The 24018-nt window shown below is 71.9% G+C and carries 20 protein-coding genes; 9 read left to right on the top strand and 11 right to left on the bottom strand.

The window, feature by feature from the left end; genetic code table 11:
- The 5 genes from ACIF9R_RS31755 to ACIF9R_RS31735 all read right to left on the bottom strand — a co-directional run bounded on the left by ACIF9R_RS31755 (position 1) and on the right by ACIF9R_RS31735 (position 6644).
- Entirely contained in the window at positions 1–3117 is a 3117-nt protein-coding gene (locus tag ACIF9R_RS31755; protein WP_399985862.1) for an efflux RND transporter permease subunit, read from the bottom strand.
- Positions 3118–3281: 164 nt separating this feature from the next.
- Positions 3282–3959: a response regulator gene (locus ACIF9R_RS31750; protein ID WP_399985861.1), complete on the bottom strand. Its 678-nt coding sequence runs from the start codon at positions 3957–3959 to the stop codon at positions 3282–3284.
- Positions 3960–4000: 41 nt separating this feature from the next.
- Entirely contained in the window at positions 4001–5224 is a 1224-nt protein-coding gene (locus tag ACIF9R_RS31745; RefSeq protein ID WP_399985860.1) for a sensor histidine kinase, read from the bottom strand.
- 329 nt (positions 5225–5553) lie between these two features.
- A complete protein-coding gene (locus ACIF9R_RS31740; protein WP_399985859.1) occupies positions 5554–5838 on the bottom strand; it encodes a hypothetical protein in 285 nt (94 codons plus the stop codon).
- A gap of 20 nt (positions 5839–5858) precedes the next feature.
- On the bottom strand, positions 5859–6644 hold the full coding sequence (locus ACIF9R_RS31735) for a PspA/IM30 family protein (protein WP_399985858.1): 786 nt from the start codon (positions 6642–6644) through the stop codon (positions 5859–5861).
- A gap of 230 nt (positions 6645–6874) precedes the next feature.
- On the opposite strand from ACIF9R_RS31735, the gene ACIF9R_RS31730 reads away from it, so the two are divergent.
- Positions 6875–7552, top strand: coding sequence for a DUF3043 domain-containing protein (locus ACIF9R_RS31730; RefSeq protein WP_399985857.1), 678 nt, complete (start codon positions 6875–6877; stop codon positions 7550–7552).
- A gap of 83 nt (positions 7553–7635) precedes the next feature.
- The gene (locus ACIF9R_RS31725) at positions 7636–8304 is read left to right on the top strand and encodes a class I SAM-dependent methyltransferase (RefSeq protein ID WP_399985856.1); all 669 of its coding nucleotides are present in this window, start codon (positions 7636–7638) and stop codon (positions 8302–8304) included.
- Between the two features lie 213 nt (positions 8305–8517).
- On the opposite strand, the gene ACIF9R_RS31720 is transcribed toward ACIF9R_RS31725, so the two are convergent.
- Entirely contained in the window at positions 8518–8766 is a 249-nt protein-coding gene (locus tag ACIF9R_RS31720; RefSeq protein ID WP_399985855.1) for a hypothetical protein, read from the bottom strand.
- 115 nt (positions 8767–8881) lie between these two features.
- On the opposite strand from ACIF9R_RS31720, the gene ACIF9R_RS31715 reads away from it, so the two are divergent.
- Complete coding sequence (locus ACIF9R_RS31715) at positions 8882–10081, top strand: bifunctional adenosylcobinamide kinase/adenosylcobinamide-phosphate guanylyltransferase (RefSeq protein ID WP_399985854.1); 1200 nt, start codon at positions 8882–8884, stop codon at positions 10079–10081.
- Positions 10082–10269: 188 nt separating this feature from the next.
- Here the strand turns inward: ACIF9R_RS31715 and ACIF9R_RS31710 are convergent, their stop codons facing one another.
- Complete coding sequence (locus ACIF9R_RS31710; RefSeq protein ID WP_399985853.1) at positions 10270–11313, bottom strand: class I SAM-dependent methyltransferase; 1044 nt, start codon at positions 11311–11313, stop codon at positions 10270–10272.
- A 254-nt stretch (positions 11314–11567) separates the two neighbouring features.
- Between ACIF9R_RS31710 and cobT the strand changes: the two genes are divergently transcribed.
- The gene (gene cobT, locus ACIF9R_RS31705; protein ID WP_399985852.1) at positions 11568–12680 is read left to right on the top strand and encodes a nicotinate-nucleotide--dimethylbenzimidazole phosphoribosyltransferase; all 1113 of its coding nucleotides are present in this window, start codon (positions 11568–11570) and stop codon (positions 12678–12680) included.
- Positions 12681–12866: 186 nt separating this feature from the next.
- Here the strand turns inward: cobT and ACIF9R_RS31700 are convergent, their stop codons facing one another.
- Entirely contained in the window at positions 12867–13625 is a 759-nt protein-coding gene (locus ACIF9R_RS31700; protein WP_399985851.1) for a hypothetical protein, read from the bottom strand.
- Positions 13626–13694: 69 nt separating this feature from the next.
- Between ACIF9R_RS31700 and ACIF9R_RS31695 the strand changes: the two genes are divergently transcribed.
- Entirely contained in the window at positions 13695–14522 is an 828-nt protein-coding gene (locus tag ACIF9R_RS31695; protein ID WP_399985850.1) for an adenosylcobinamide-GDP ribazoletransferase, read from the top strand.
- 23 nt (positions 14523–14545) lie between these two features.
- Here the strand turns inward: ACIF9R_RS31695 and ACIF9R_RS31690 are convergent, their stop codons facing one another.
- Positions 14546–14929 carry a hypothetical protein gene (locus tag ACIF9R_RS31690; RefSeq protein ID WP_399985849.1) on the bottom strand — a complete coding sequence of 128 codons (384 nt, stop codon included), beginning with the start codon at positions 14927–14929 and terminating at the stop codon, positions 14546–14548.
- Positions 14913–16640 carry a cytochrome c oxidase subunit I gene (ctaD, locus tag ACIF9R_RS31685; RefSeq protein WP_399985848.1) on the bottom strand — a complete coding sequence of 576 codons (1728 nt, stop codon included), beginning with the start codon at positions 16638–16640 and terminating at the stop codon, positions 14913–14915. The genes ACIF9R_RS31690 and ctaD overlap by 17 nt, the downstream gene beginning before the upstream one ends.
- A gap of 245 nt (positions 16641–16885) precedes the next feature.
- On the opposite strand from ctaD, the gene ACIF9R_RS31680 reads away from it, so the two are divergent.
- Complete coding sequence (locus ACIF9R_RS31680; RefSeq protein WP_399985847.1) at positions 16886–17470, top strand: hypothetical protein; 585 nt, start codon at positions 16886–16888, stop codon at positions 17468–17470.
- Here the strand turns inward: ACIF9R_RS31680 and ACIF9R_RS31675 are convergent.
- Positions 17430–18221 carry an endo alpha-1,4 polygalactosaminidase gene (locus tag ACIF9R_RS31675; protein WP_399985900.1) on the bottom strand — a complete coding sequence of 264 codons (792 nt, stop codon included), beginning with the start codon at positions 18219–18221 and terminating at the stop codon, positions 17430–17432. The two genes, ACIF9R_RS31680 and ACIF9R_RS31675, sit on opposite strands and share 41 nt — an antisense overlap.
- A 361-nt stretch (positions 18222–18582) precedes the next feature.
- Between ACIF9R_RS31675 and ACIF9R_RS31670 the strand changes: the two genes are divergently transcribed.
- From ACIF9R_RS31670 to sucB, 3 genes are all read left to right on the top strand, one after another.
- Positions 18583–20124, top strand: coding sequence for a leucyl aminopeptidase (locus ACIF9R_RS31670; RefSeq protein ID WP_399985846.1), 1542 nt, complete (start codon positions 18583–18585; stop codon positions 20122–20124).
- A gap of 573 nt (positions 20125–20697) precedes the next feature.
- On the top strand, positions 20698–22086 hold the full coding sequence (gene lpdA / locus ACIF9R_RS31665) for a dihydrolipoyl dehydrogenase (protein WP_399985845.1): 1389 nt from the start codon (positions 20698–20700) through the stop codon (positions 22084–22086).
- Between the two features lie 62 nt (positions 22087–22148).
- The gene (sucB, locus tag ACIF9R_RS31660) at positions 22149–23921 is read left to right on the top strand and encodes a 2-oxoglutarate dehydrogenase, E2 component, dihydrolipoamide succinyltransferase (protein ID WP_399985844.1); all 1773 of its coding nucleotides are present in this window, start codon (positions 22149–22151) and stop codon (positions 23919–23921) included.
- Positions 23922–24018: the final 97 nt, after the last annotated feature.

The following is a 24018-nucleotide window of genomic DNA, read 5'->3' as shown; positions in this document are numbered from 1 at the left end:
TCAGAGCCGTGCCGGCGTGGGCTCCTGCGAAGCCTCCGCCTCCACCGCCCCGCCCTTCTTCGCCGCCCGCTTCTCCGCCCGCCGCTCCTTGCGGAGCTCCAGCATCGCGTAGAGGGTCGGCACCAGCAGCAGAGTCAGCAGCGTCGACGTGATCAGACCGCCGATCACCACCACGGCCAGCGGCTGGGCGATGAAGCCGCCCTCACCGGTGACGCCCAGCGCCATCGGCAGCAGGGCGAAGATCGTCGCCAGTGCCGTCATCAGGATCGGCCGCAGCCGGTGGCGGCCACCCTCCAGCACGGCCTCGACCACACCGTGGCCCTGCGCGCGGTACTGGTTGATCAGGTCGATCAGCACGATCGCGTTGGTCACCACGATGCCGATCAGCATCAGCATGCCGATCATCGCCGGTACGCCCATCGGGGTGCCGGTGATCAGCAGCAGGCCGATGGCGCCCGTCGCCGCGAACGGGATGGAGACCAGCAGGATCAGCGGCTGGGCGAGCGACCGGAAGGTGCCGACCAGCAGCATGAAGACGATCGCGATCGCGGCCAGCATCGCCAGGCCCAGGTTGGCGAACGCCTCGTCCTGGTCCTCGGTCACTCCGCCGATCTCCGCCGTCGCGCCCGCGGGCAGCGTCAGCGCGTCGATCTTCGTCTGGAGTTCCAGACCCACCGCGCCCGTGTTGTCACCGGTCGGCCTGGCCGTGACGGTGGCCGAACGCTGGCCGTCGATCCGGGTCATGGAGACCGGTCCGTCCACCACCTCGACGGTGGCGACATCGCTCAGCTTCACCGGGCCCAGCCGCAGGTTCTTGAGCTGCTCCACCGTGGTGGCCGGCCGCTCCGAGCGGATGACCACATCGCGCTCGGTGTCGTCGACCACCGCCTTGGCCACCGGGGTGCCGCGCACCGCCTGGGCAACGGCCATACCGAGGGTCTGGTCGTCGAACCCGGCCCCGGCGGCCTTGTCGTTGGCCCTCACCGAGATACGGGGCACGCTCTGCGCGAGGTCACTGCTGACGTCGGTGACGTCGTCCAGGGACGCCACCGCGTCCAGGACCTGGTCCGCCGCCTTGCGCAGCACCTGCGCGTCGGCCGCCTTGACGACCACGCTCAGGTCCTGGCTGCCGAAGCCGTCACCGGCCGCGATGGTGGTGGTGCCGATGCCGTCGAGCTGCCCGAGGCCCTTCTCCAGGCTGTCCGTCACGTCATCGGAGGACGCGTCGTCCTCCAGCATCACCTGGTAGGTGGCCTGGTTGGTGTCCGTACCGCCGCCGAAGGCCGCCATGAAGCCGGACGAACCGACCGTCACCTGGTAGTCCTTGACTCCCTCGGTGTCGCCGAGCAGTTTCTCGACCTTCTCCGCCTGGGCGTCGGTCGCGGCCAGGCTGGTGCCGGGCCTCAGCTCCTGCCGGACGGTGAGGACCTGCTGCTGTCCCGGGTCGAAGAAGTTGGTCTTCAGCAGCGGCGCCATGGCGAAGGTACCGATCAGCACGACGACCGCGATGGCCAGGCTGGCCATCCTGCGCCGGGTCGCGAAGCGCAGGACCGAGAGGTAGGCACCCTGAAGGCGGCTCCTGGCCTCCTTCTCCTCCGCGAGCCTGCGCGCCTCCTCGGCGTCCTCCGGGGTGCCCTTCGGGGGCCGCAGGAACCAGTACGACAGCACCGGGACGACCGTCAGGGACACCAGCAGGGACGCAAGCAGCGCCGCGGTGACGGTGAGGCTGAAGGAGCCGAACAACTCGCCCACCATGCCGCCGACCAGCCCGATCGGCAGGAAGACGGCGACGGTGGTGAGGGTCGCGGACGTGACCGCGCCGGCCACCTCGCGCACCGCCCTCATGATCGCCTCGTGGCGCTCCTCGCCGTACCCGAGGTGCCGCTTGATGTTCTCCAGGACGACGATGGAGTCGTCCACGACCCGGCCGATGGCGATGGTCAGGGCGCCGAGCGTCAGCATGTTCAGCGACAGGTCCCGCGTCCAGAGGACGATCAGGGCGAGGACGATGGACAGCGGGATGGACACCGCCGTGACCAGGGTGGAGCGGACCGACGCCAGGAAGACGAGGATCACCAGGACGGCGAAGAGCAGACCGAGCGCGCCCTCGGTGGTCAGGCCCTCGATGGCCTTGGACACCGCCGGGCCCTGGTCGCTGACGACGGTCAGGGTGGCGCCGTCGCCCAGGTCCTTCCGCAGCTCCGGAAGCCTGTCCTGGACGGCCTCGGAGATGGCGACCGCGCTGCCGTCGTGGTCCATGGTGGCCATCACGGCGAGGCTGGGCCTGCCGTTGGTGCGGGTGAGGGAGTCGGTCGTGGCCTCCTCCTGCGTCACCGTGGCGACGTCACCGAGGCGGACCGGCTTCCCCTTGCCGGGCGCGCCGGCGACCATCAGGTTCTCGATCTGCTGGAGCGACGTGAGACCGCCACCCACCTGGACGGTGCGGTTGGCGCCGTCCTCGTCGAAGGAGCCGGCCGGCACGGTCGCGCCGCCCGCCTGGAGCGCGCCCGCCAGCGACTGCGCGGACAGACCCGCCCTCGTCAGCTTCGCGGTGTCCGGGGTGACGGTGACCTGGAGGTCGCGCACGCCGTCCACCATGACCTGACCGACGCCGTCGATGCCCTCCAGCGCGGGCACCACGGTCCGGTCCAGCTGGTCGGCGAGCGCCTGCTGGTCCCTGTCGGAGGTGACGGCGAGCACCACGGTCGGCATGTCGTCCGTGGAGCCGGCGACGACCTGCGGCTCGACGGCGTCCGGGAGGCGGGCGCCGGCCCGGTTGACGGCCTGCTGGACGTCGGCGACGAGCTGCTGGGTGTCGATGCCGAAGTCGAAGGACGCCATGATCACGGCGTTGCCCTCGCTCGCCGTGGAGGTGACACCGGAGATGCCGTCGACGGCCTCCAGACTGTCCTCGATGGGTTCGACGACCTGCTTCTCGACCACGTCCGGGGACGCGCCCTGGTAGGGGGCGATCACGGACACCATGGGCAGTTCGATGGTGGGCAGCAACTGCTGTTTGAGCTGGGGTATCGCGATCGCCCCGAAGACGAGCGCGATGATCGACATCAGTCCGATCAGCGCCCGCTGCGCGAGGCTGAATCTGGACAGCCAGGACATGGGCAGGGTCTCTTTTCCGTCGAGCGGCAGAAGTCCGAAGAGCGGGCGCCCGCACACGTGAGCGCCCGCTCTACACCCTGGGCCATCGACGGGGGCCGATCCGTAGACCCAAGGTCCAATTCCTTATGCGGCGCATACTCCCGCCGCAGTACAGCGCAGCGGTGTCACTCCACCCTCGGGCGGACCAGTCCCGACTCGTAGGCGATGACCACCAGCTGGGCACGGTCGCGGGCGCCCAGTTTGGCCATGGCCCGGTTGACGTGGGTCTTCACGGTCAGTGGGCTGACCTCGAGGCGTTCGGCGATCTCGTCGTTGGGGTGGCCGCCGGCCACCTGGACGAGCACCTCGCGTTCACGGACGGTGAGCGAGTCCAGTCTCTCGGCACGGCCCGGGTCGGGTTCGGCCGGGCCCTCCTGCGCGAGGAAGCGGGCGATCAGGCCCTTGGTGGCCACCGGGGACAACAGTGCCTCCCCCTCGGCGGCGACCCGGATGGCGTTCAGCATCTCGTCGGGTTCCGAGCCCTTGCCGAGGAAGCCGGAGGCACCGGCCCGCAACGACTGCACCACATAGTCGTCCACCTCGAAGGTCGTCAGTATCACCACGCGCACCCCGGCGAGTTCCGGATCGGCGCTGATCATGCGGGTGGCGGCGAGCCCGTCGGTGCCGGGCATCCGGATGTCCATGAGGACGACGTCGGCGCGCCGCTCCCGGGCCAGCCGGACCGCCTGCGCGCCGTCGGACGCCTCCCCCACCACCTCCATGTCCGGCTCGGAGTCGACGAGCACACGGAAGGCGCTGCGCAGCAGTGCCTGGTCGTCGGCGAGCAGGACACGGATCGTCATAGGGGCTCCAGCGGCGCGGTGGTCACGGGTGGCCGGGGTGGTCAGGGGCGGCCGTCCTCGGCCGCGGCCGTGCGGGTCTTGACGGGAAGGATCGCATGGACGCGGAAACCGCCGCCGTAGCGGGGACCGGTGGTGAGGGTGCCGCGCACGGCGGTGACCCGCTCGCGCATACCGAGCAGTCCGTGCCCGCCGCCGGGTACCTGGTCCTGGTCCTGACCGCTGCCGTCGTCGAGCACCGTGATCTCGATGTGGGGTCCCACGCGTACGACGCTGACCTCGGCGTGTGCCTCCGTGCCGGCGTGTTTCTGCACGTTGGTCAGGGCCTCCTGGACGATCCGGTAGGCGGCCAGGTCGACGGCGGCGGGGAGGTCGGTGCCCTCGTCGGCGCGGGCGACCTCGACGCGCAGTCCGGCGTTGCGGAACGTGCCCGCGAGTTCGTCGAGGCGGTCCAGGCCGGGGGCCGGCTCGGTGGGCGCCTCCGGATCACCGGACTGGCGCAGCAGGCCGACGGTGGCGCGCAGTTCGCCCAGCGCGGAGCGGCTGGCCTCGCGGACGTGGGCGAGGGCCTCCTTGGCCTGGTCGGGCCGCCTGTCCATGACATGGGCGGCGACTCCGGCCTGCACATTGACCAGAGCGATGTGATGGGCGACCACGTCGTGCAGATCGCGGGCGATGCGCAGGCGTTCCTCGGCGACCCGGCGGCGGGCCTCCTCCTCGCGGGTGCGCTCGGCGCGTTCGGCGCGCTCCCGGATGGCCTGGACGAAGGCGCGGCGGCTGCGGACGGCGTCCCCGGCGGTGGCGCCGATCCCGGTCCAGGCGAAGATCGCCAGGTTCTCCTGGGCGTACCAGGGCAACGGGCCGACGGCCATGGCGGTGCCGGTGAGGACGGTGATGGTGAGCAGGCCGATCCGCCAGGTGGTGGGGCGGTCGGTGGTGGAGGCGACGGTGTACAGCGCGATGACGGCGCACATGACGACGGGGGCGCGGGGGTCGCCGGTGACGGACTCGGCCACGGAGAGGCCACCGGCCAGCGCGAGCACCGTACGGGGGGCTCGGCGGCGGAAGACGAGCGCTGCGGCGCCGAGGGTCATGAGGACGAGACTGAGCGGGTCGGGGGTGCGCAGTTCCCAGCTGACGCCTTCGGGGCCGTGCGGGGCGATGAGGGAGCCGGCGACCATGCAGACGAGGACGCCGGCCGCCAGGGCCGCGTCCAGGGCGAACGGGTGCGCCCTCGCTCGGCACCGGGCGCGGGTCAGGGTACTCACGGGGTTCTACCGTAGCCGGGGTGCGCGTCGGTGCGGGCGGTCACCGGGGGTCCGCCCGCCGGGTGGGGTGGCGAATCCGGACACGCACGGGGTGCCCGCCCCGAAGAGGGCGCTCCGTGCACCGGCTCTCCCCCGCTTCCGGCCCCGCTTGCAGCCAGGGCCTGTTGCGCACGCGGCGTCGTCGCCGGGAGGGCGGCGGCGCGGCGTCCGGTACGTGCTCTCGGCGTGCCCGCCGGAAGTCCTCGTACGGGGCGTACTCGGGCTTTCGGCCGGTGCGGCGGGAGGGCGTGCCGGGCGTCGCGCGGCAGGCGCCCTCGTGGACGGAACAGCTAGGTCGTCCCCGGGATCAGGCCGTCGTCGCTCAGCAGTTCCCTGACCTCTTCCAGGGTCGCCTCGGGGGACGGCAGGATCAGGTCGGAGGGCTCCAGGGAGTCGTCCGGCAAGGGCTTGCCGAGTTCGTGGACCTTGGCCAGCAGCGCCTTCAAGGTGGCGCGGAAGCCGGGCCCGTCGCCGTTCTCCATCTCGGCGAGCAGTTCCTCGTCCAGTACGTCCAGCTCGGCGAGCCGGCTCTCGGCCAGCGTCACCTGCCCCTCCCCCATGATCCGTACGATCATGTCGCCCTCCTCGGCGTGGGCTACTGCTTGTCGAAGCGCGGTGTGTCCTGCGGCTGCTGCTGGGCCTGCTGCGACGCGTCGCCGCCCTCGATGGCCTGTCGGTCACCGCTGCCGCCTCCGGCCAGTTCGGCCTTCATGCGCTGGAGTTCCAGCTCTACATCCGTACCACCGGAGAGCCGGTCCAGCTCGGCCTGGATGTCGTCCTTGTGCATCCCCGACTGGTCGTCGAGGGCACCGGAGGCGAGCAGTTCGTCGATCGCGCCGGCCCTCGCCTGGAGCTGGGCGGTCTTGTCCTCGGCCCGCTGGATCGCCAGGCCGACATCGCCCATCTCCTCGGAGATGCCGGAGAAGGCCTCGCCGATCCGGGTCTGCGCCTGGGCCGCGGTGTAGGTGGCCTTGATGGTTTCCTTCTTGGTGCGGAAGGCGTCCACCTTGGCCTGGAGGCGCTGGGCGGCGAGGGTGAGCTTCTCCTCCTCGCCCTGGAGCGTGGCGTGCTGGGTCTCCAGGTCCGTCACCTGCTGCTGGAGCGCGGCACGGCGGGAGAGCGCCTCGCGCGCCAGGTCCTCGCGGCCGAGCGCCAGTGCCTTGCGGCCCTGGTCCTCCAGCTTGCCCGACTGGGACTGGAGCTGGTTGAGCTGGAGCTCCAGCCGCTTGCGCGAGGTCGCCACGTCGGCGACGCCGCGGCGGACCTTCTGGAGCAGCTCCAGCTGTTTCTGGTACGAGTAATCGAGGGTTTCGCGCGGGTCCTCGGCCCGGTCAAGGGCCTTGTTCGCCTTCGCGCGGAAGATCATCCCCATACGCTTCATGACACCGCTCATGGGCTTCGCGCGCCCCCTTCTGACGGACTCCAGCTCCAGTGACTGCAACAGAACCCACAGTACGGGCCCTGCATCCATTACCGCACTGTCCAAGGACGGATGCGCTCATCCCCAAGGACGACTACGTGCCCCTCCGCTCCGGCGCAAGGAGTAGGTGGTTCCCGGGGTCGGCCCCGCGGGACGCCCCGGAGAGCCGTACTACGTCCCCTCCTGTCCTTTTGGAGACGTCCGGTGTTGCCGGATCGTTCCCCACCGGGCTGGGGTCCAACCCCGGGCACCCCGTACCCTTGGGTTTTGTGTTCCGTAGCCGTGCCAAGGAAGAGAAGGCATCGGTCGCCGACAAGGCGACGATGACCGACTCCAAGCAGACCCGTCACCCGGAGGCCCCGAAGGGCCGCCCCACACCCAAGCGCAGCGTGGCCCAGTCGCAGCGCCGCAGCGTGGCCAACACGTCGATGACGCGCAAGGAGGCCGCCAAGCGGCAGCGGGAGGAGCGCCGCAGCGCGCTGGAGCGCCAGCGCAAGGCGCTGGCCAGCGGCGACGAGCGCTATCTCCCCGCCCGTGACAAGGGACCGGTGCGCCGGTTCGCGCGTGACTTCGTGGACTCGCGGTTCAACATCGCGGAGTACTTCCTGCCGATGGCCGTGATCATCCTGGGGCTGAGCCTGGTCCAGGTGCCCCAGTTGCAGAACGCCGCGCTGCTGATGTGGCTGCTGGTCATCGTGATGATCGTGGTCGACTCGATCGTGAGCGGGTTCCGGCTGAAGAAGCGGCTGGCCGAGCGCTTCCCCGACGACAGGCGGCGCGGTGCGGTGGCCTACGCCCTGATGCGCTCGCTCCAGATGCGCCGGCTGCGGCTGCCCAAGCCCCAGGTCAAGCGCGGGGAGCGGCCCTGAGCACCACGCCGTTCGCCGACGGCACGGCAGCGGACCGGCGCCCGGGGCTCGACGGTCTGCGCGACGTCGTCCGGCAGGAGCTGGTGGCCCGCCAGCTGGACGAGCAGATAGTCGGGCGTTTCCCGGTCGGACGGCGGCTGCGGGTGCTCGACGTGGGCATGGGCCGGGGCGCGCAGGCGCTCCGGCTGGCCCGGGCCGGCCACCAGGTGACCGGTGTCGAACAGGACGCCACGATGATCTCCGTCGTGCGGGAGGAGCTCGCCGGGCAGCCCGAGGGCATCCGGGAGCGGATGCGGATCATCGAGGGCCAGGCCGGGGACACGGGTGTGCACTTCCTGCCGGGCAGCTTCGACGTGGTGTTGTGTCATGGCGTGCTCATGCACGTCGAGGAGCAGGACGCGCTGCTGGCGGGTGTGGCCCGGATGCTGGCGCCGGGCGGGCTGCTGTCCCTGCTGGTGCGCAACGGCGACGCGCCGGCGATGCGGGCGGGCCTGTCCGGTGACTGGGCCGGGGCGCTGGCGGGCTTCTGCACGGCGGGGTACGGGCTGAAGAGGCTGACGTCGACGCTCGCGGGGATCGGGGCGCCGCTGCACGCCTGGTACGGGGTGCGGGTCTTCACGGACAGCGTGGCGGACGACGCGCGCCTTCCGGCTGAGCTGGACACGCTGCTCGCGGTCGAGGACCGGGCCGGGCGGACGGATCCGTACCGGGGGGTCGCCTCGCTGCTGCACCTGTGCGGGGTCCGGGGCTGAGGCTCGCCCCCGCCGCCCCTTCCCTTCCCGTCCCCAAGGGGCGCTGCCCCTTTGACCCCGGACGCGCGGGTGGGTGGGGGTTGTTCGCGCAGTTCCCCGCGCCCCTCAAGGGGCGCGGGGAACTGCGCGAACGGGGGTCTGGGGCGCAGCCCCAGGGGACGGGACGGGAAGGGGCGGCGGGGGCGAGGGAGGGCCTGGCGCCGCCCCGAGGGCTTACGCCTCTTCCGTGCCCGACTCCGACTCCGACTCCGCCTCCGTCTCCGCGTGCAGGCTCATCGGGCCGTAGATCTCCGTGGTGTCCTCCAGCAGCCGTACCTGGTCGGCACCACCCTCCGCGAGTGCCTTCCAGTTCTCCCCGATCCAGGACTCGGCGTCCCCCTGTGTGGAGAACTCCTCCGGCGGCACCGCGGGCTCGACCTGCGTCCCGTCGGCCTTCTCGAACCGCCACGTCCATGCCGCCATGTACGCCTCCCATGGTGTGAGCACACTGCACGAAAGAAGCCGGATCTCGGTCCGGCTCCTGCCGGAAGCCTAGTCGGACGGGCAGTGGTCGTGGGGACGGGAGAGGATCGGGTCCGTGGAACTGACTCTGCTCGGCACCGGTGCCCCCGCGGGACTGCCCCGCCCCGACTGTCCCTGCGCCGCGTGCGCCTCCGCGCTCGGCGCGGACGCGCGGGCGGCCACCTCGCTGCTCGTGGACGGGGCGCTGCTGCTCGACCTCACCCCGGGCGCGGCGTTCGCGGCCGCTCGTGCGGGCCGTTCGCTGGGCGGCGTGCGCCAGGTGCTGTTGTCCCACCCGCACGACGGCCCCGCGGTGGAGGTGCCGGCCGGGCTGCCGCAGCCGGGGCGGGTGCCGGACGGACGGGAGCTGGCGCTGCTGACGGGCCATCGGGTACGGGCGGTGGCACTGGACGCGCCCGGCACCGGGTACGCGGTGTCCGGTCCGGACGGGCAGCGGCTGCTGTACCTGCCGCCGGGCGGGGCGCCCGCCGGTCTCGAGGAGCCGGCCGAGTCGTACGCGATGGTGCTGTTGGACGTCGTCGGGCGCCCGGACGCGCTGGCGCGGCTGCGGGACGTGGGCGCGGTCGGGCCGACCACGGATGTCGTCGCCGTCCACCTGGACCACGATGTGCCGCCGGGCCGGGAATCGCGGCGCCGGCTCGCGGTGGCCGGGGCCCGCGCGGTACCGGACGGGACCACGCTGGAGGTCGGCGCCTACGAGGACGTTCCCGACGTACCGCGGCGGACACTGGTGCTGGGAGGGGCGCGCTCGGGCAAGTCGGTGGAGGCCGAGCGACGGCTGGAGTCGTTTCCCGAGGTGCTGTACGTGGCGACCGGCGGCTCGCGCAACGGTGACACGGAGTGGGCGGTGCGGGTGTCGGCGCATCAGGAGCGGCGGCCGGGGTCGTGGCGGACCGTCGAGACCTGCGATCTGGTGCCGCTGCTGAAGGACGACGGGCCGCCGCTGCTGGTGGACTGTCTGTCGCTGTGGCTGACGGACGCGATGGACTCCGTGGGGGCGTGGGACGACGCGGAGTGGGCGGACGGCGGGGAACGGGCGCTGCGGGAGCGGGTCCGGGCCCTGACCGAGGCGGTGCGCGAGACCCGTCGGACCGTGGTCGCGGTGTCCAACGAGGTGGGCTCGGGCATCGTGCCCGCCACCGCGTCCGGCCGCCGGTACCGGGACGAACTGGGGCGGCTGAACGCGGCGTTCGCTCAGGAGTGCGAGCAGGTGCTGCTGGTGGTGGCCGGCCAGGCGGTCGTCCTGCGGGGATGAGACCCGGGCGGTGCTCCCCTACCGCGCTCGGTCGGTTCCGCGGCGTGCGGCCCGGCAACGGCGAGATCCAGGTCAGCCACCGTCACCGCCCGTCGGCCCACGGGCGGGCGGGCGCGCGCGGCCGTACCCGAGGAAGGTGATCGGGGCTGCGACGAGGCAGGCGGGTGTCGTCCGGGGGCGGACCGGCGTCACGGCTTGCGGGCGATGACGCGGTAGGCGTTGGCGAACGGGGTGTGGCGCAGCAAGGGGGCGAGGGCCAGGTCGGCGGCCGCCGCGGCGACCACCAGCGGGGTGCCCGCACGGAGCAGTACCGTGCGCAGGTGCCGCTGCAGCGGGGTCGGGGGGACGGCGCGCCAGGGGGTGTCGGGTGCGGGCAGGACGTGGGAGAGGGTGAGAGCGGCCAGTCCCGCCAGGTCGTGCGGTACGTGCGCGGCGCGCTTCCCGGCGGTGACGAGTGTGCAGCCGTGTTCCTCCAGCTCCGCGCGGAGGTTGTGACGGGGCATCAGGTGCAGTCGGCGGGGCTGGTCGTAGGGCAGCCACCAGCGGCCGAACAGGGCGGCGAAGGCGCAGCGCGGGTCCAGGGTCTCGATGAGCAGATGGCCGCCGGGGCGCAGGGCGTCGAGGGCCGCGTGGAGCTCCGCGCGGGGATCCGTCGTGTGTTCCAGGTGGTGTAGCAGGCTGACCACGTCGTAGCGGCCGGCCAGCCGGGCCATGACCCCCGGGTCGGTCAGTGACCCGATGTGGGCCTCCTCGACGCGGTCGAGCGTACGGGCCTTCTCGACCCGCGTGGTGAGGTCGGTGCCGTCGAAGGCGGTGTACGGGAAGAACTCCCGCGCGGTCTCCGGGAACCGGGCGAGTCCGGTACCGACGTCCAGCCAGCTCTCCGGTTCCCCGAAGGGGAGCATCGCCCGGGCGGCGGCGCGGCGGCGGCGCCGTACGGCGTGCAGGGCGAGGACGCGTTCGGTGGCCGGGTCGCGGGGGGCGCCGCGTACGGCCCTCCGGTAGAAGGCGAGGCCCTCGGCGGTGAGGCGGGGGTTCTGGAAGGTGTGGCCGCAGTCCCGGCATTCGTCGACGGTGAACAGGCCGGGCCGGTGCCGTCGCAGGTCACCGGTTCTCAGCCGGTTGCGCAGCCGTGCGGAGCCGCACCAGGGGCAGTCCGCGCGGCGCGGCTCGTGCACCCGCGCGGAGCCGTGGGAGACGGGGATCGCGGCGTCGGGGGTCGGTGCGGACATGGGCGGCTCCCTGCGTGAGGGCGTACGGCGTGGCGCGGAGGCGAGGGGACGTACGGGGCGGGCGGGACGGACGAGGCGGGCGGGATGGGCAGGACGGACGGTTGGATGTCCGGCATTACATGGCAAAACGTTACGGATGGGAGGGCCTTCGGGGGTGGAACGGCGCCGGGGTGGCGTGGTGGGGCCGGCAACGTGCGCGCGGGGGCCTCACCGGGGCCGCGTGGCGTTCCATCAGGGCCGGTACTGTTCGGCGAATGAGCTCGCTTAATCTCGACGACTTCACCGATCTGATCGAGCGTCCGGACGGCGGGGTACGCCGCGACACGGAGGCCCGGCGGGAGCGCATGGTCGTGCCGCCCGGGTCACTGGGCCGGCTCGACGAGCTGGGCGAGTGGCTGGCGGCGGCGCAGTCCTCGGTGCCGGTACGGCCGATCGAACGGCCGCGCGTGGTGCTGTTCGCCGGTGATCACGGGATCGCCGCGCTGGATGTCTCCGCGCGTGCCGCGGGCACCGCGGTGGAACTGGTGCGGGAGGTGCTGGACGGCGGCCGTCCGGTGTCCGTGCTGGCCCGGCGGCTGGGCGTGCCGGTGCGGGTGGTCGACATGGCCCTGGACTGCGATCCCGGAGTGCTGCCCGAGGACGTCGTGCGGCACCGGGTGCGGCGGGGCAGTGGGCGCATCGACATCGAGGACGCGTTGAGCGCGGACGAGGCCGAGGCGGCGTTCCGCGCGGGGATGGCCGTGGCCGACGAGGAAGCCGACTCCGGTACGGATCTGGTGGTGCTCGGCGATGTGAGCGTGGGCGGGACCACCGCGGCGGGCGTGCTGGTCGCGGCGCTGTGCGGGACGGACGCGTCGGTGGTGACCGGGCGCGGGGGGCTGGCGATCGACGACCTGGCGTGGATGCGCAAGTGTGCGGCGATCCGTGACGGGTTGCGGCGGGCGCGCCCGGTGCTGGGCGATCAGCTGCGGCTGCTGGCGACGGTGGGCGGCGCCGATCTGACCGCGATGACGGGTTTCCTGTTGCAGGCGGCGGTGCGCAAGCTCCCGGTCGTGCTGGACGGGGTGGTGACCGCGGCGTGTGCGCTGGTGGCGCAGCGGGTGGCGTTCCGGGCACCGGATTGGTGGGTGGCGGCGCACGCGAGTGGTGAGCCGGGGCAGGCGAAGGCGTTGGACCGGATGGCGCTGGAACCGTTGCTGCCTCAGGGGGTGACCGTCGGGGAGGGAGCGGGGGCGTTGCTGGCCCTTCCGCTGGTGCAGGCGGCGGCGGCGCTGGCGGCGGAGTTGCCGGAGCGGGCGGAGTTGCCGGAGCGGGCGGGGGGCCCGGGGGATGCGGTGGACGCGGTGGACGCGGTGGACGCGGAGTGACCCAGGGGGCGCCCCCCCTTTTTTCCTCGCCCCCGCCGCCCCTTCCCGTCCCGTCCTCAAGGGGCGCTGCCCCTTTGACCCCGGACGTGCGGGTGGGTGGGTGGTTGCTCGCGCAGTTCCCCGCGCCCCTGAAGGGGCGCGGGCGGGTGCTCGTGGAGTTCGTCGTGGTCCTGGAGGGGGATGGTCTCAGCCGCGTTTGAGGGGGTGTGGGGGGTCCGGTTTGCCGCCGAGCCAGTCTTCGAAGGTCCGGCGGGGTCCGGACCAGCGGCGGTCGTGGCGGTAGGCCCGCAGGATCGCCCGCGCCCGTGCCCGGTGCCGCCGCCGGTAGAAGTGCCGCGCCCACCACGACTCCGGCCGGGCCAGCCGCACCGACCCGATCAGCGCCACCACCGGAACGATCACGCCGAACACGGCGGTCCGTGCCTTGCCCTTGCTCAGCGCGATCAGCGCGAAGAGGAAGTTCACACCGACGGCGACGACCACCCCGGCACGGTTCTGGAGCTCGTCCTCGGAGGGATCGTCGACGCCGAACGGGCTGAACCCCGCCAGCAGCAGCCCGACCAGGGCGGCGGTGAGGACGACCATCTCCACGCTCTTGCGCCCGGCCTCGGTCCAGTACACGTCGTCGAGGTGGAGGACGAGCGCGAACTCGTCGAGGACCAGCCCCGCACCGATGCCGAAGATCACGGCGCTGAACGCCGAACCGAAGCCGTGCCCGCCGCTCGCCACCGCGCCGAACCCGCCGATCACGATGAGGACGACGCCGGGCACCACGTGGTGGATGTGCACCGAGCCCGCCGTGACGTTGCCGAAGGGCCCTTTGCCGGCCCGGATCAGACGCGTGATGGCCCGGGTGATCAGGAAGGTGAGGACGAAGGCCGCCAGCGCGAGGAGCAGCGGAAGTTTGCCCGGCTCGATGATGTTCCGGTCCAGCCATTGTCCCATATGTGCACTTTAGTCATGGCTGCCGGGGGTGCCCCGGTGCCCGCCGGGTGAGCCGGGTACTCTGCGCCGGTGCCCGCACCCCCCGAACCCTCCCCCGGATGTCCCGGATCCCCCGCATCCCCTGTCTCCACCGCCGAAGGCCTCCGTTTCGCCTTCGGCACGCTCACCGCGCTCCCGGTCGCGGTCACCCGCTGGGACCGGCCGGCCGCGCGCGCCGGAATGCTGTGCGCCCCGGTGGTCGGCCTGGTGGTCGGTGCCCTGGCCGCGGGGGTGGGCCTTCTTCTGCTGCTCCTCGGCGCGGGCGCACTGCTCGCCGCCGTCGCGAGCGTCGCCGTGCCGGCCGTCCTGACCCGGGGTCTGCATCTCGACGGGCTCGCCGACACCGCGGACGGGCTCGGCAGCGCCAAGCCCGCCGGGGACGCGTTGCGGATCATGAAGCAGTCCGACATCGGCCCGTTCGGGGTGCTCACACTGGTTCTCGTCCTGCTGGCGCAGGTGGCAGCGCTGGCGCAGGCCTACGGCCACGGCGGGGCGCGGGGCGCTCTCGCCGCCGTCGTGGCGGCGGTCGCGGCGCGGCTCGCGCTCACCGTGGCCGCCCGGCACGGCGTGCCGTCCGCCCGGCCGGAGGGGCTGGGCGCGGCAGTCGCGGAAGTGGTGCCGACCGCGGCCGCGGTGGGTGCCGTGCTCGTGGTCACCGCGCTCGCGGCGGCCGGTGGCGCGTTCCTGGGGGCGTACGACGTCCTGCGTGCCGTGCTCGCGGTGGTGGCGGCCGTCGCCGTCGCCGAACTGCTGCTGCGGCACTGCGTCCGCCGTTTCGGCGGGGTCACCGGCGATGTGTTCGGCGGGCTCGCGGAGACGGCGGCGACGACCGCGCTCGTCGTCTCCTCGCTGGGCTGAGACCGCGCCGGAACCGGGGGTCACTACCGGCCGAGGATCGCGATGACCGCCGTGCCCCCGCCGCCCGCCACCGCGACGACCGCCAGGGCGACACAGCGCGCCCGGAGCTGCCGGTAGCGGGCCTCGTACTCGGCGCGCAGTTCGGCCGCGCGGTCGCAGATCCGCACCAGGGTGTCCCGGGAGGCGGCGATCCGGTCGGCCCGGTACGCGCGTTCCACCTCTTCGCGCTGGGCGGTCGTCAGCCACTCCAGTTCCCCGGTGAACCGTTCGGCCCGCCGCCGGGCGTCGTCGACCTCGGCGGCCCACAGGAGGTGCCCCTCGATCCGGTGGAGATCGAGGGCGCTGTCCTGACGGGGGTTCACACGCTCCTCCATGGTCCGGGCCGTCACCTCATCGCTGTTTGTCACCGGGGGCCACGGTCTTGGAGGCCTGGGGATGGTTCTCGAGGTCGTCGAGCGCGGCGATGTCCGGGTGGTGCAGGTCGAACGCCGGGGATTCACTGCGGATCCGCGGCAGGGTGAGGAAGTTGTGCCGCGGGGGCGGGCAGGACGTCGCCCACTCCAGCGAACGGCTGTAGCCCCAGGGGTCGTCGACGCCGACCGGCTTGCCGTACTTGGCCGTCTTCCAGATGTTGTAGAAGAACGGCAGGAGCGACAGGCCGAGCAGGAACGAGGCGATCGTGGAGACCGTGTTCAGCGCGGTGAAGCCGTCGGCCGTGAGGTAGTCCGGATACCGGCGCGGCATGCCCTCGACACCCAGCCAGTGCTGGATGAGGAAGGTGCCGTGGAAGCCGAAGAACAGCGTCCAGAAGCTGATCTTGCCCAGGCGCTCGTCGAGCAACTTGCCGGTGAACTTCGGCCACCAGAAGTAGAACCCGGCGAACATCGCGAAGACGACGGTGCCGAACACCGTGTAGTGGAAGTGCGCCACCACGAAGTACGAGTCCGTGACGTGGAAGTCCAGCGGCGGCGAGGCCAGGATGACGCCGGTCAGACCACCGAACAGGAAGGTGATCATGAAGCCCAGGGACCACAGCATCGGCGTCTCGAACGACAGACTGCCCCGCCACATGGTGCCGATCCAGTTGAAGAACTTCACGCCGGTGGGGATCGCGATCAGGAACGTCAGGAAGGAGAAGAACGGCAGCAGCACCGCACCGGTGGCGAACATGTGGTGCGCCCATACGGTCATCGACAGACCCGCGATCGCGATGGTCGCACCGATCAGGCCCAGGTAGCCGAAGATCGGCTTGCGGGAGAAGACCGGGATGATCTCGGAGACGATGCCGAAGAACGGCAGCGCGATGATGTACACCTCGGGATGGCCGAAGAACCAGAACAGGTGCTGCCACAGCAGTGGCCCGCCGTTGGCCGGGTCGTAGATGTGCGCCCCGAACGTGCGGTCCACCTCCAGAGCCAGCATCGCGGCCGCCAGTACCGGGAACACGAGGATGGCCAGCACCGCCGTCAGCAGCACGTTCCAGGTGAAGATCGGCATGCGGAACATCGTCATACCGGGGGCGCGCATGCAGATGATCGTGGTGATGAAGTTGACCGAGCCGAGGATCGTGCCGAAGCCGGAGAGCCCCAGACCCATGATCCACAGGTCACCGCCGATGCCCGGTGAGCGCGTCACGTCCGACAACGGGGTGTAGGCGAACCAGCCGAAGCTCGCCGCGCCGTCCGGGGTGAGGAAACCGCTCAGCGCGATCAGCGAGCCGAACAGGAACAGCCAGTAGGAGAACATGTTCAGCCGCGGGAAGGCCACGTCGGGCGCGCCGATCTGCAGCGGCATGATCCAGTTCGCGAAGCCCACGAACAGCGGTGTCGCGAACATCAGCAGCATGACCGTGCCGTGCATCGTGAACGCCTGGTTGTACTGCTCGTTCGACACGATCTGCAGACCCGGCCGGGCCAGCTCGGCCCGCATCACCAGCGCCATGATGCCGCCGACCACGAACAACACGACCGAACTGGTGAGATAGAGCGTGCCGATCGTCTTGTGGTCCGTGGTCGTCAGCCACTTGACCACGACGTTGCCGGGTTTCTTGCGCCGGACCGGCAGCTCGTCCTCGTAGGTCTCCTCGTCGAACGAGGCCACTGTGCTCTTGTCCGCCACTGTCCACTTCCTTACTACGGGCTCGGAGAGACTCCCTGAGCCAGCATGGCGGGACGGCGTCCGGCTCCGCCCGAAGCTGGGCGCCGTGGCGCGCTTTCCACTCGGCATTCGGGTGATGTCGGATTTCTTTCGTACATATGTGTGGTCGCGAGGGCCCCCGGTGGCCGCGCGGTTCCCGCCCGCTACCGTGGTCGGCCGAACCGACGAGACAACGGGGGACGTTGATGCCGAAATTCCGTCGATCCATGGCCTGGTTCATCGACTTCGCACTGGTGGCGGCGCTCGCCTCGGTGCTCGCGGTGCTCACCTTCAACCGGGTGTCCGCCCTGGTCACCGACGTCCCCGAACTCGCCGCCCGCGGCGGCTTCGACCTGCTGGCCTCGCGCGGTGACGTGATCGGCGCCTCCGGGAACGTCGGTGTGTCCCTGTGGGACAAGTCGGTGCTCTACGTCGAACAGGCCTTCGGGGTGCTGGTCGTCACGACGTTCCTCTACCAGTGGGGGTGCCTCGCTCTGGCCGGGCGCACCCTCGGCAAGGGCCTGACCGGGCTGAGGGTCACCCCGCGCGTGCCCGGCCGGGCGGCGCTCAGGGCGGCGGTGACCACGGCCACCGATGTCGCCGTGTACGCGGTGGCCTGTGTGCTGCTGGTCGAGGGGGAGATCCTGCTGTCGGTGCTGGTGTGGGCGGTGGCGGTGGCACTGTTCCTCTTCAACGCCCTGCCGGTGCTCGGCCCCGGCCACCGGTCCCTCGCCGACCGGGTGGCGGGCACCTCGGTGACCGGCCTGGGGCTCAGCACGGCCGGCGCCATGCGTCCAGTTCGTACTTCTTGAGCAGTGAACTCAGCTTCAGACGCCTGGAGTCGGCACAGAAGCGGCCGGTGGGCAGCTCGTACTCGACGTGGAAGACGGCCTTGCCCGCCTCGACGAACGGAGTCAGCCGCGCGCATTCGCCGTACTGGGCGCACTGCTCGTTGACCGCGAAGTCGAAGTCGTCGACCAGCCGCGGGATCTGGTCCAGGTCGTTCTTCAGGCCCACGGCCAGTCCCCGTTCATGGGCGAGCCGGGCGATCAGACGGTTGTACCGGAGCTGGTCGGCGGCGGTGAGCGGGAAGCCGGTGCGGTTGCGGTAGCCGTCCATGTTGTCCGGCTCGACCGCGTCGAAGCCCTTGTCGCGGCACATGTCGACACGCTCGGCCATGAGCGGCTCCAGGACGTCGGTACGGCGGATGTCGAGCCAGCGCTCGCCCTCCCACCCGTTGCCCCGGCCGATCACCGCCGCGGGGAAGTCGCCGGCGTCCGGGCGGAAGTCCTCCCAGGCTCCGGTCGACAGGTAGCAGATGACCTTGCGGCCGTCGCGGTGCAGCTTCGCGACCGTCGCGCGGGAGTGGTCGAAGCCGTCGATGTCGTACACGGGGACGTCGACGGAGGTGTCGAGCCGCCCGCTGAGCTGCCACTGCCAGGCAAGGCCCGGCCGTGGCCGCCAGCGGTCACCGGACGGGGACGTCGCACCGGGTCCGGGCGCGGACGTGGCATCGGGTTTGGGCGTGGTGGTGCAGGCCGCCAACAGCAGCGCGAGCAGCATGACAAACGGGAACGGTCGTCTCACCGACGGTCTCCAGAAGAAGGGGCGGGCGGCAGGGCGGGCGCACCGCGACCGCGCGGGACGACGAGCCACTGCCGGGGACTGTGCAAGATGATCGTCGCCGTCCGCCGGTTCCCGTGGCGAGGCCCCGGGCACGGCCGCGACGTCACCGGAAGGTGAACACCCTCGTGAAGGAGCGCGGGCGCGGACGCGCGTAGGCTCGTCCCACGTGTCCGCCACACCGGGGAGAGGCCCCGACGGGACCGCACCCGAACAGCGCAACTAGGGTCGGCTGCCGGGCCCGGTCGACCCACATCTTTCGGCCACCGCAACTTCACATCGGAAGCGAGATTTCACCACCGTGACTGCTCTCACTCTCAGCACCGCCGCGGTCCCCGGCCTGCGGGCCGACGCGATCGTGATCGGTGTCGCCAAGGGCTCTGCCGCGAAGTCCCAGGGCCCCGTCGTCGCACCGGGCGCCGAGTCCGTGGACCAGGCGTACGACGGCCGGCTCGCCGGCGTCCTGGAGACCCTCGGCGCCTCCGGTGCCGAGGGCGAGGTGACGAAACTCCCCGCGCCGGCCGGCTTCAAGGCGCCGCTCGTGGTGGCGGTGGGCCTCGGAGCCCAGCCCGAGAAGGACTCCGGCTACGGCACCGAGGCGCTGCGCAAGGCGGCCGGTGTGGCCGCCCGCGCCCTCGCCGGTACCAAGAAGGCAGCGTTCGCCCTGCCCCTGACGGACGCCGCCGACGCCGGCGCGGTCGCCGAGGGCGTGCTGCTCGGCGCGTACTCCTTCGACGCCTACAAGGACAACGGCAAGGACGGCAAGGACAAGAAGAACGGCAAGGCGCCGCTCGCCGAGGCCGCGCTGCTCGGCGGCAAGCCCCGCGACAAGGCGTACAAGGCCGCCGTCGAGCGCGCCACCGCCGTCGCCGAGGAGCTCAACCGCGCCCGTGACCTGATCAACACCCCGCCGAACGACCTCGACCCCGAGGCGTTCGCGGCCGTCGCGATGACGGCGGCCAAGGAGCACGGCATCAAGGTGCAGGTGCTCGACGAGAAGGCCCTGACCAAGGGCGGCTACGGCGGCATCCTCGGCGTCGGCGCCGGCTCCGCGGCCGGTCCGCGCCTGGTGAAGCTGTCGTACACCGCGTCCAAGGCGAAGAAACACCTCGCCCTGGTCGGCAAGGGCATCACCTACGACTCGGGCGGCATCTCGCTGAAGCCGGCCGGCCACAACGAGACGATGAAGTGCGACATGAGCGGTGCCGCCGCGGTGTTCGCCGCGGTCGTCGCCGCCGCCCGCCTGGGCCTGGAGGTCAACGTCACCGGCTGGCTGGCGCTGGCCGAGAACATGCCGTCCGGCTCGGCGACCCGTCCGGGGGATGTGCTGCGCATGTTCAGCGGCAAGACCGTGGAGGTGCTCAACACCGACGCCGAGGGACGGCTCGTCCTCGCCGACGCGCTGTGGGCCGCCTCCCAGGAGAAGCCGGACGCCCTCGTGGACGTCGCGACCCTGACCGGCGCCATGGTCCTGGCCCTGGGCAACCGCACGTTCGGGATCATGGCGAACGACGACGCGTTCCGCTCCGCCGTGCTCGAGGCCGCCGAGGAGGCCGGCGAGCCGGCCTGGCCGATGCCGCTGCCGGAGCACCTGCGCAAGGGCATGGACTCGGCCACCGCCGACATCGCCAACATGGGTGAGCGGATGGGCGGCGGCCTGGTCGCCGGTCTGTTCCTGCGCGAGTTCGTCGGCGAGGGCATCACCTGGGCCCACCTCGACATCGCCGGTCCGGCCTTCAACGAGGGCGGCCCGTACGGGTACACGCCCAAGGGCGGTACGGGCTCCGCGGTGCGCACGCTGGTCCGCCTTGCGGAGCGGGCCGCCTCCGGCGACCTGGACTGACCCCTCGTCCGGTGCCGGATGGCGTCCCGCCGGGTGGTGCAGCCGATCGACGGACCGGAACTCGCACGTCACGCCGGCCCGTCGACCGGCTGGGGCACTCCTGGCGCCCCACCGAGAGCACTTCGCGTGCCGCGCCGACGTGGAGATCACCGCGATCCGGGGACCGGAGGGCGAAGCGCGTGATCGCTCACACCACCTCGCGGGACGCGCCCCGGTGCCGGGGCCTGGCACGCGGGTGGAGCGAGGGCCCGGCACCGGACGGTCCGGTCGGTTCGTCCGTCCGTCCGTCCGTCGCGTGGCGAGCGCGGGTGACGCGCAAGGGTCGCGCCCGCGCGGCGGAGCCGTGCGCCGGGTGCGGCCCGCGGCCCCGGCGGGCCGCCCCGCCCTCCACGGCGGGCGGACGTGGGACGTGTCACACAACGGCCCGGCGTCTCGTTCAGGCGTGACAGGTGCGAGGATAGGGCTCGGCAGGACAGGGCCCCACTCAAGGGCCGAGAACAATTGAGCGGCCGGACACCAGCCGCCGACCGGTCACTGGAGACCGGCGTGGCGCACATGCATGGAGGACGTGACGTGGCGAACGACGCCAGCACCGTTTTCGACCTAGTGATCCTCGGCGGTGGCAGCGGTGGTTACGCCGCGGCGCTGCGCGGGGCGCAGCTGGGCCTGGACGTCGCCCTGATCGAGAAGGACAAGGTCGGCGGTACCTGCCTGCACAACGGGTGCATTCCCACCAAGGCCCTGCTGCACGCGGGCGAGATCGCCGACCAGGCCCGCGAGAGCGAGCAGTTCGGTGTGAAGGCCACCTTCGAGGGCATCGACATCGCGGCCGTCCACAAGTACAAGGACGACGTCATCTCCGGGCTCTACAAGGGCCTGCAGGGACTGATCGCCTCCCGCAAGGTCACCTACATCGAGGGTGAGGGCCGGCTGTCCTCCCCCACCTCCGTCGACGTGAACGGCCGGCGCGTCCAGGGCCGCCACGTCCTGCTGGCGACCGGCTCCGTGCCGAAGTCGCTGCCGGGCCTGGAGATCGACGGCAACCGCATCATCTCCTCCGACCACGCCCTGGTCCTGGACCGTGTGCCGAAGTCCGCGATCGTGCTGGGCGGCGGCGTCATCGGCGTCGAGTTCGCCTCCGCGTGGAAGTCCTTCGGCACGGACATCACGATCGTCGAGGGCCTCAAGCACCTCGTCCCGGTCGAGGACGAGAACAGCTCGAAGCTGCTGGAGCGCGCCTTCCGCAAGCGGGGCATCAAGTTCAACCTGGGCACCTTCTTCCAGAAGGCCGAGTACACCCAGGACGGCGTGAAGGTCACCCTCGCCGACGGCAAGGAGTTCGAGGCCGAGATCCTGCTCGTCGCCATCGGCCGCGGCCCGGTCTCGCAGGGCCTGGGCTACGAGGAGGCCGGGGTCGCCATGGACCGCGGCTATGTCCTGGTCGACGAGTACATGCGCACCAACGTCCCCACCATTTCCGCCGTCGGTGACCTCGTCCCGACGCTCCAGCTCGCGCACGTCGGCTTCGCGGAGGGCATCCTGGTGGCGGAGCGTCTGGCCGGTCTGAAGACCGTCCCGATCGACTACGACGGTGTCCCGCGCGTGACGTACTGCCACCCGGAGGTCGCCTCCGTCGGCATCACCGAGGCCAAGGCCAAGGAGATCTACGGCGCGGACAAGGTCGTCGCCCTGAAGTACAACCTGGCGGGCAACGGAAAGAGCAAGATCCTCAAGACCGCGGGCGAGATCAAGCTCGTCCAGGTCAAGGACGGTGCGGTGGTCGGCGTCCACATGGTCGGTGACCGCATGGGCGAGCAGGTCGGCGAGGCGCAGCTGATCTACAACTGGGAGGCGCTGCCGGCCGAGGTGGCCCAGCTCATCCACGCCCACCCGACGCAGAACGAGGCGATGGGCGAGGCCCACCTGGCGCTGGCCGGGAAGCCCCTTCACTCCCACGACTGACGCTCTCGGTCATCGGGCGCTACGACACAGACTTCCGCACTTTTAAAGGAGCAACCGAAACCATGGCGGTTTCCGTAACCCTTCCGGCGCTCGGCGAGAGCGTCACCGAGGGCACTGTCACCCGGTGGCTGAAGGCCGAGGGTGAGCGCGTCGAGGCCGACGAGCCGTTGCTCGAGGTCTCCACCGACAAGGTCGACACCGAGATCCCCTCTCCCGTCTCCGGCGTGCTGTCCTCCATCAAGGTCGCCGAGGACGAGACGGTCGAGGTCGGCGCCGAGCTGGCCCTGATCGACGACGGCAGCGGCGCTCCGGCGGCCGAGCAGGCCCCGGCCGCCGAGCAGGCCGCCCCGCCGGCTCCCGCCCCGGAGCCGCAGGCCCAGCCGTCCACCGAGCAGCCCGCCCCGGCTCCGGCGCCCAGCGCCGAGGCCGCGGCCGGAGGCGGCTCCGCGCAGGGCACGGACGTGGTCCTGCCCGCACTCGGCGAGTCCGTCACCGAGGGCACCGTCACCCGCTGGCTGAAGTCGGTCGGTGACACCGTCGAGGCCGACGAGCCGCTGCTGGAGGTGTCGACGGACAAGGTCGACACCGAGATCCCGGCGCCCACCTCCGGCACGCTGCTGGAGATCGTGGTCGGCGAGGACGAGACGGCCGAGGTCGGCGCCAAGCTCGCCGTCATCGGCGAGGCCGGTGCCGCGCCGGCCGCCGCTCCCGCCCCGGCCGCTCCCGAGGCCCCGGCGCAGCCCGCCCCGGCCCCGGCTCCCGCCCCCGCTGCCCCGGTGCCGGCACCGGCACCGGCACCTCAGCAGGCCGCTCCGGCTCCGGCTCCGGCTCCGGCTCCGGCCCCGGCCCCGGCCCCGGCTCCGCAGGCGCCCGCGGCTCCGGCCCCGGCCGCCGCGCAGGCCACGGACGAGGGCGCCTACGTGACCCCGCTGGTGCGCAAGCTCGCCGCCGAGAACAGCGTCGACCTGTCCACCGTCAAGGGCACCGGCGTCGGCGGCCGCATCCGCAAGCAGGATGTCATCGCCGCCGCCGAGGCCGCGAAGGCCGCCGCCCCGGCTCCGGCCGCGGCCGCCGCTCCCGCCGCGAAGAAGGCCCCCGTCCTGGAGGCCTCCCCGCTGCGCGGTCAGACCGTGAAGATGCCGCGGATCCGCAAGGTCATCGGCGACAACATGGTCAAGGCCCTGCACGAGCAGGCCCAGCTGTCCTCGGTCGTCGAGGTCGACGTCACCCGGCTGATGAAGCTGCGCGGCCGGGCCAAGGACGCGTTCGCGGCGCGCGAGGGCGTCAAGCTCTCCCCGATGCCGTTCTACGTCAAGGCCGCGGCCCAGGCGCTGAAGGCCCACCCGGTCGTCAACGCCAAGATCAACGAGGCCGAGGGGACCATCACCTACTTCGACACCGAGAGCATCGGTATCGCGGTGGACTCCGAGAAGGGCCTGATGACCCCGGTCATCAAGAACGCCGGTGACCTCAACCTCGCCGGTATCGCCAAGGCCACGGCGGAGTTGGCCGGCAAGGTCCGCGGCAACAGGATCACCCCGGACGAGCTGTCCGGCGCGACCTTCACCATCAGCAACACCGGTTCGCGCGGCGCGCTGTTCGACACGATCATCGTGCCCCCGGGCCAGGTCGCGATCCTCGGTATCGGTGCCACGGTCAAGCGTCCGGCCGTCATCGAGACCGAGGAGGGCACGGTCATCGGTGTCCGCGACATGACCTACCTGACGCTCTCCTACGACCACCGCCTGGTGGACGGTGCCGACGCCGCCCGTTACCTGACGGCGGTCAAGGCGATCCTGGAGGCCGGTGAGTTCGAGGTCGAGCTCGGCCTGTGATCCGACCGGTGATCTTCGGCCGCTGACACGGTCGTACGGTGCCCCCGTCCGGAAGCCCCTGAGGGCTTTCCGGGCGGGGGCATCGCCGTGTGGGGCG

It is taken from the genome of Streptomyces sp. NPDC086080 (assembly GCF_044540255.1).
Taxonomy (GTDB): Bacteria; Actinomycetota; Actinomycetes; order Streptomycetales; family Streptomycetaceae; genus Streptomyces.
Note: the sequence above shows the minus strand (reverse complement) of the source record. Positions and strands in the feature narration are given on the sequence as shown.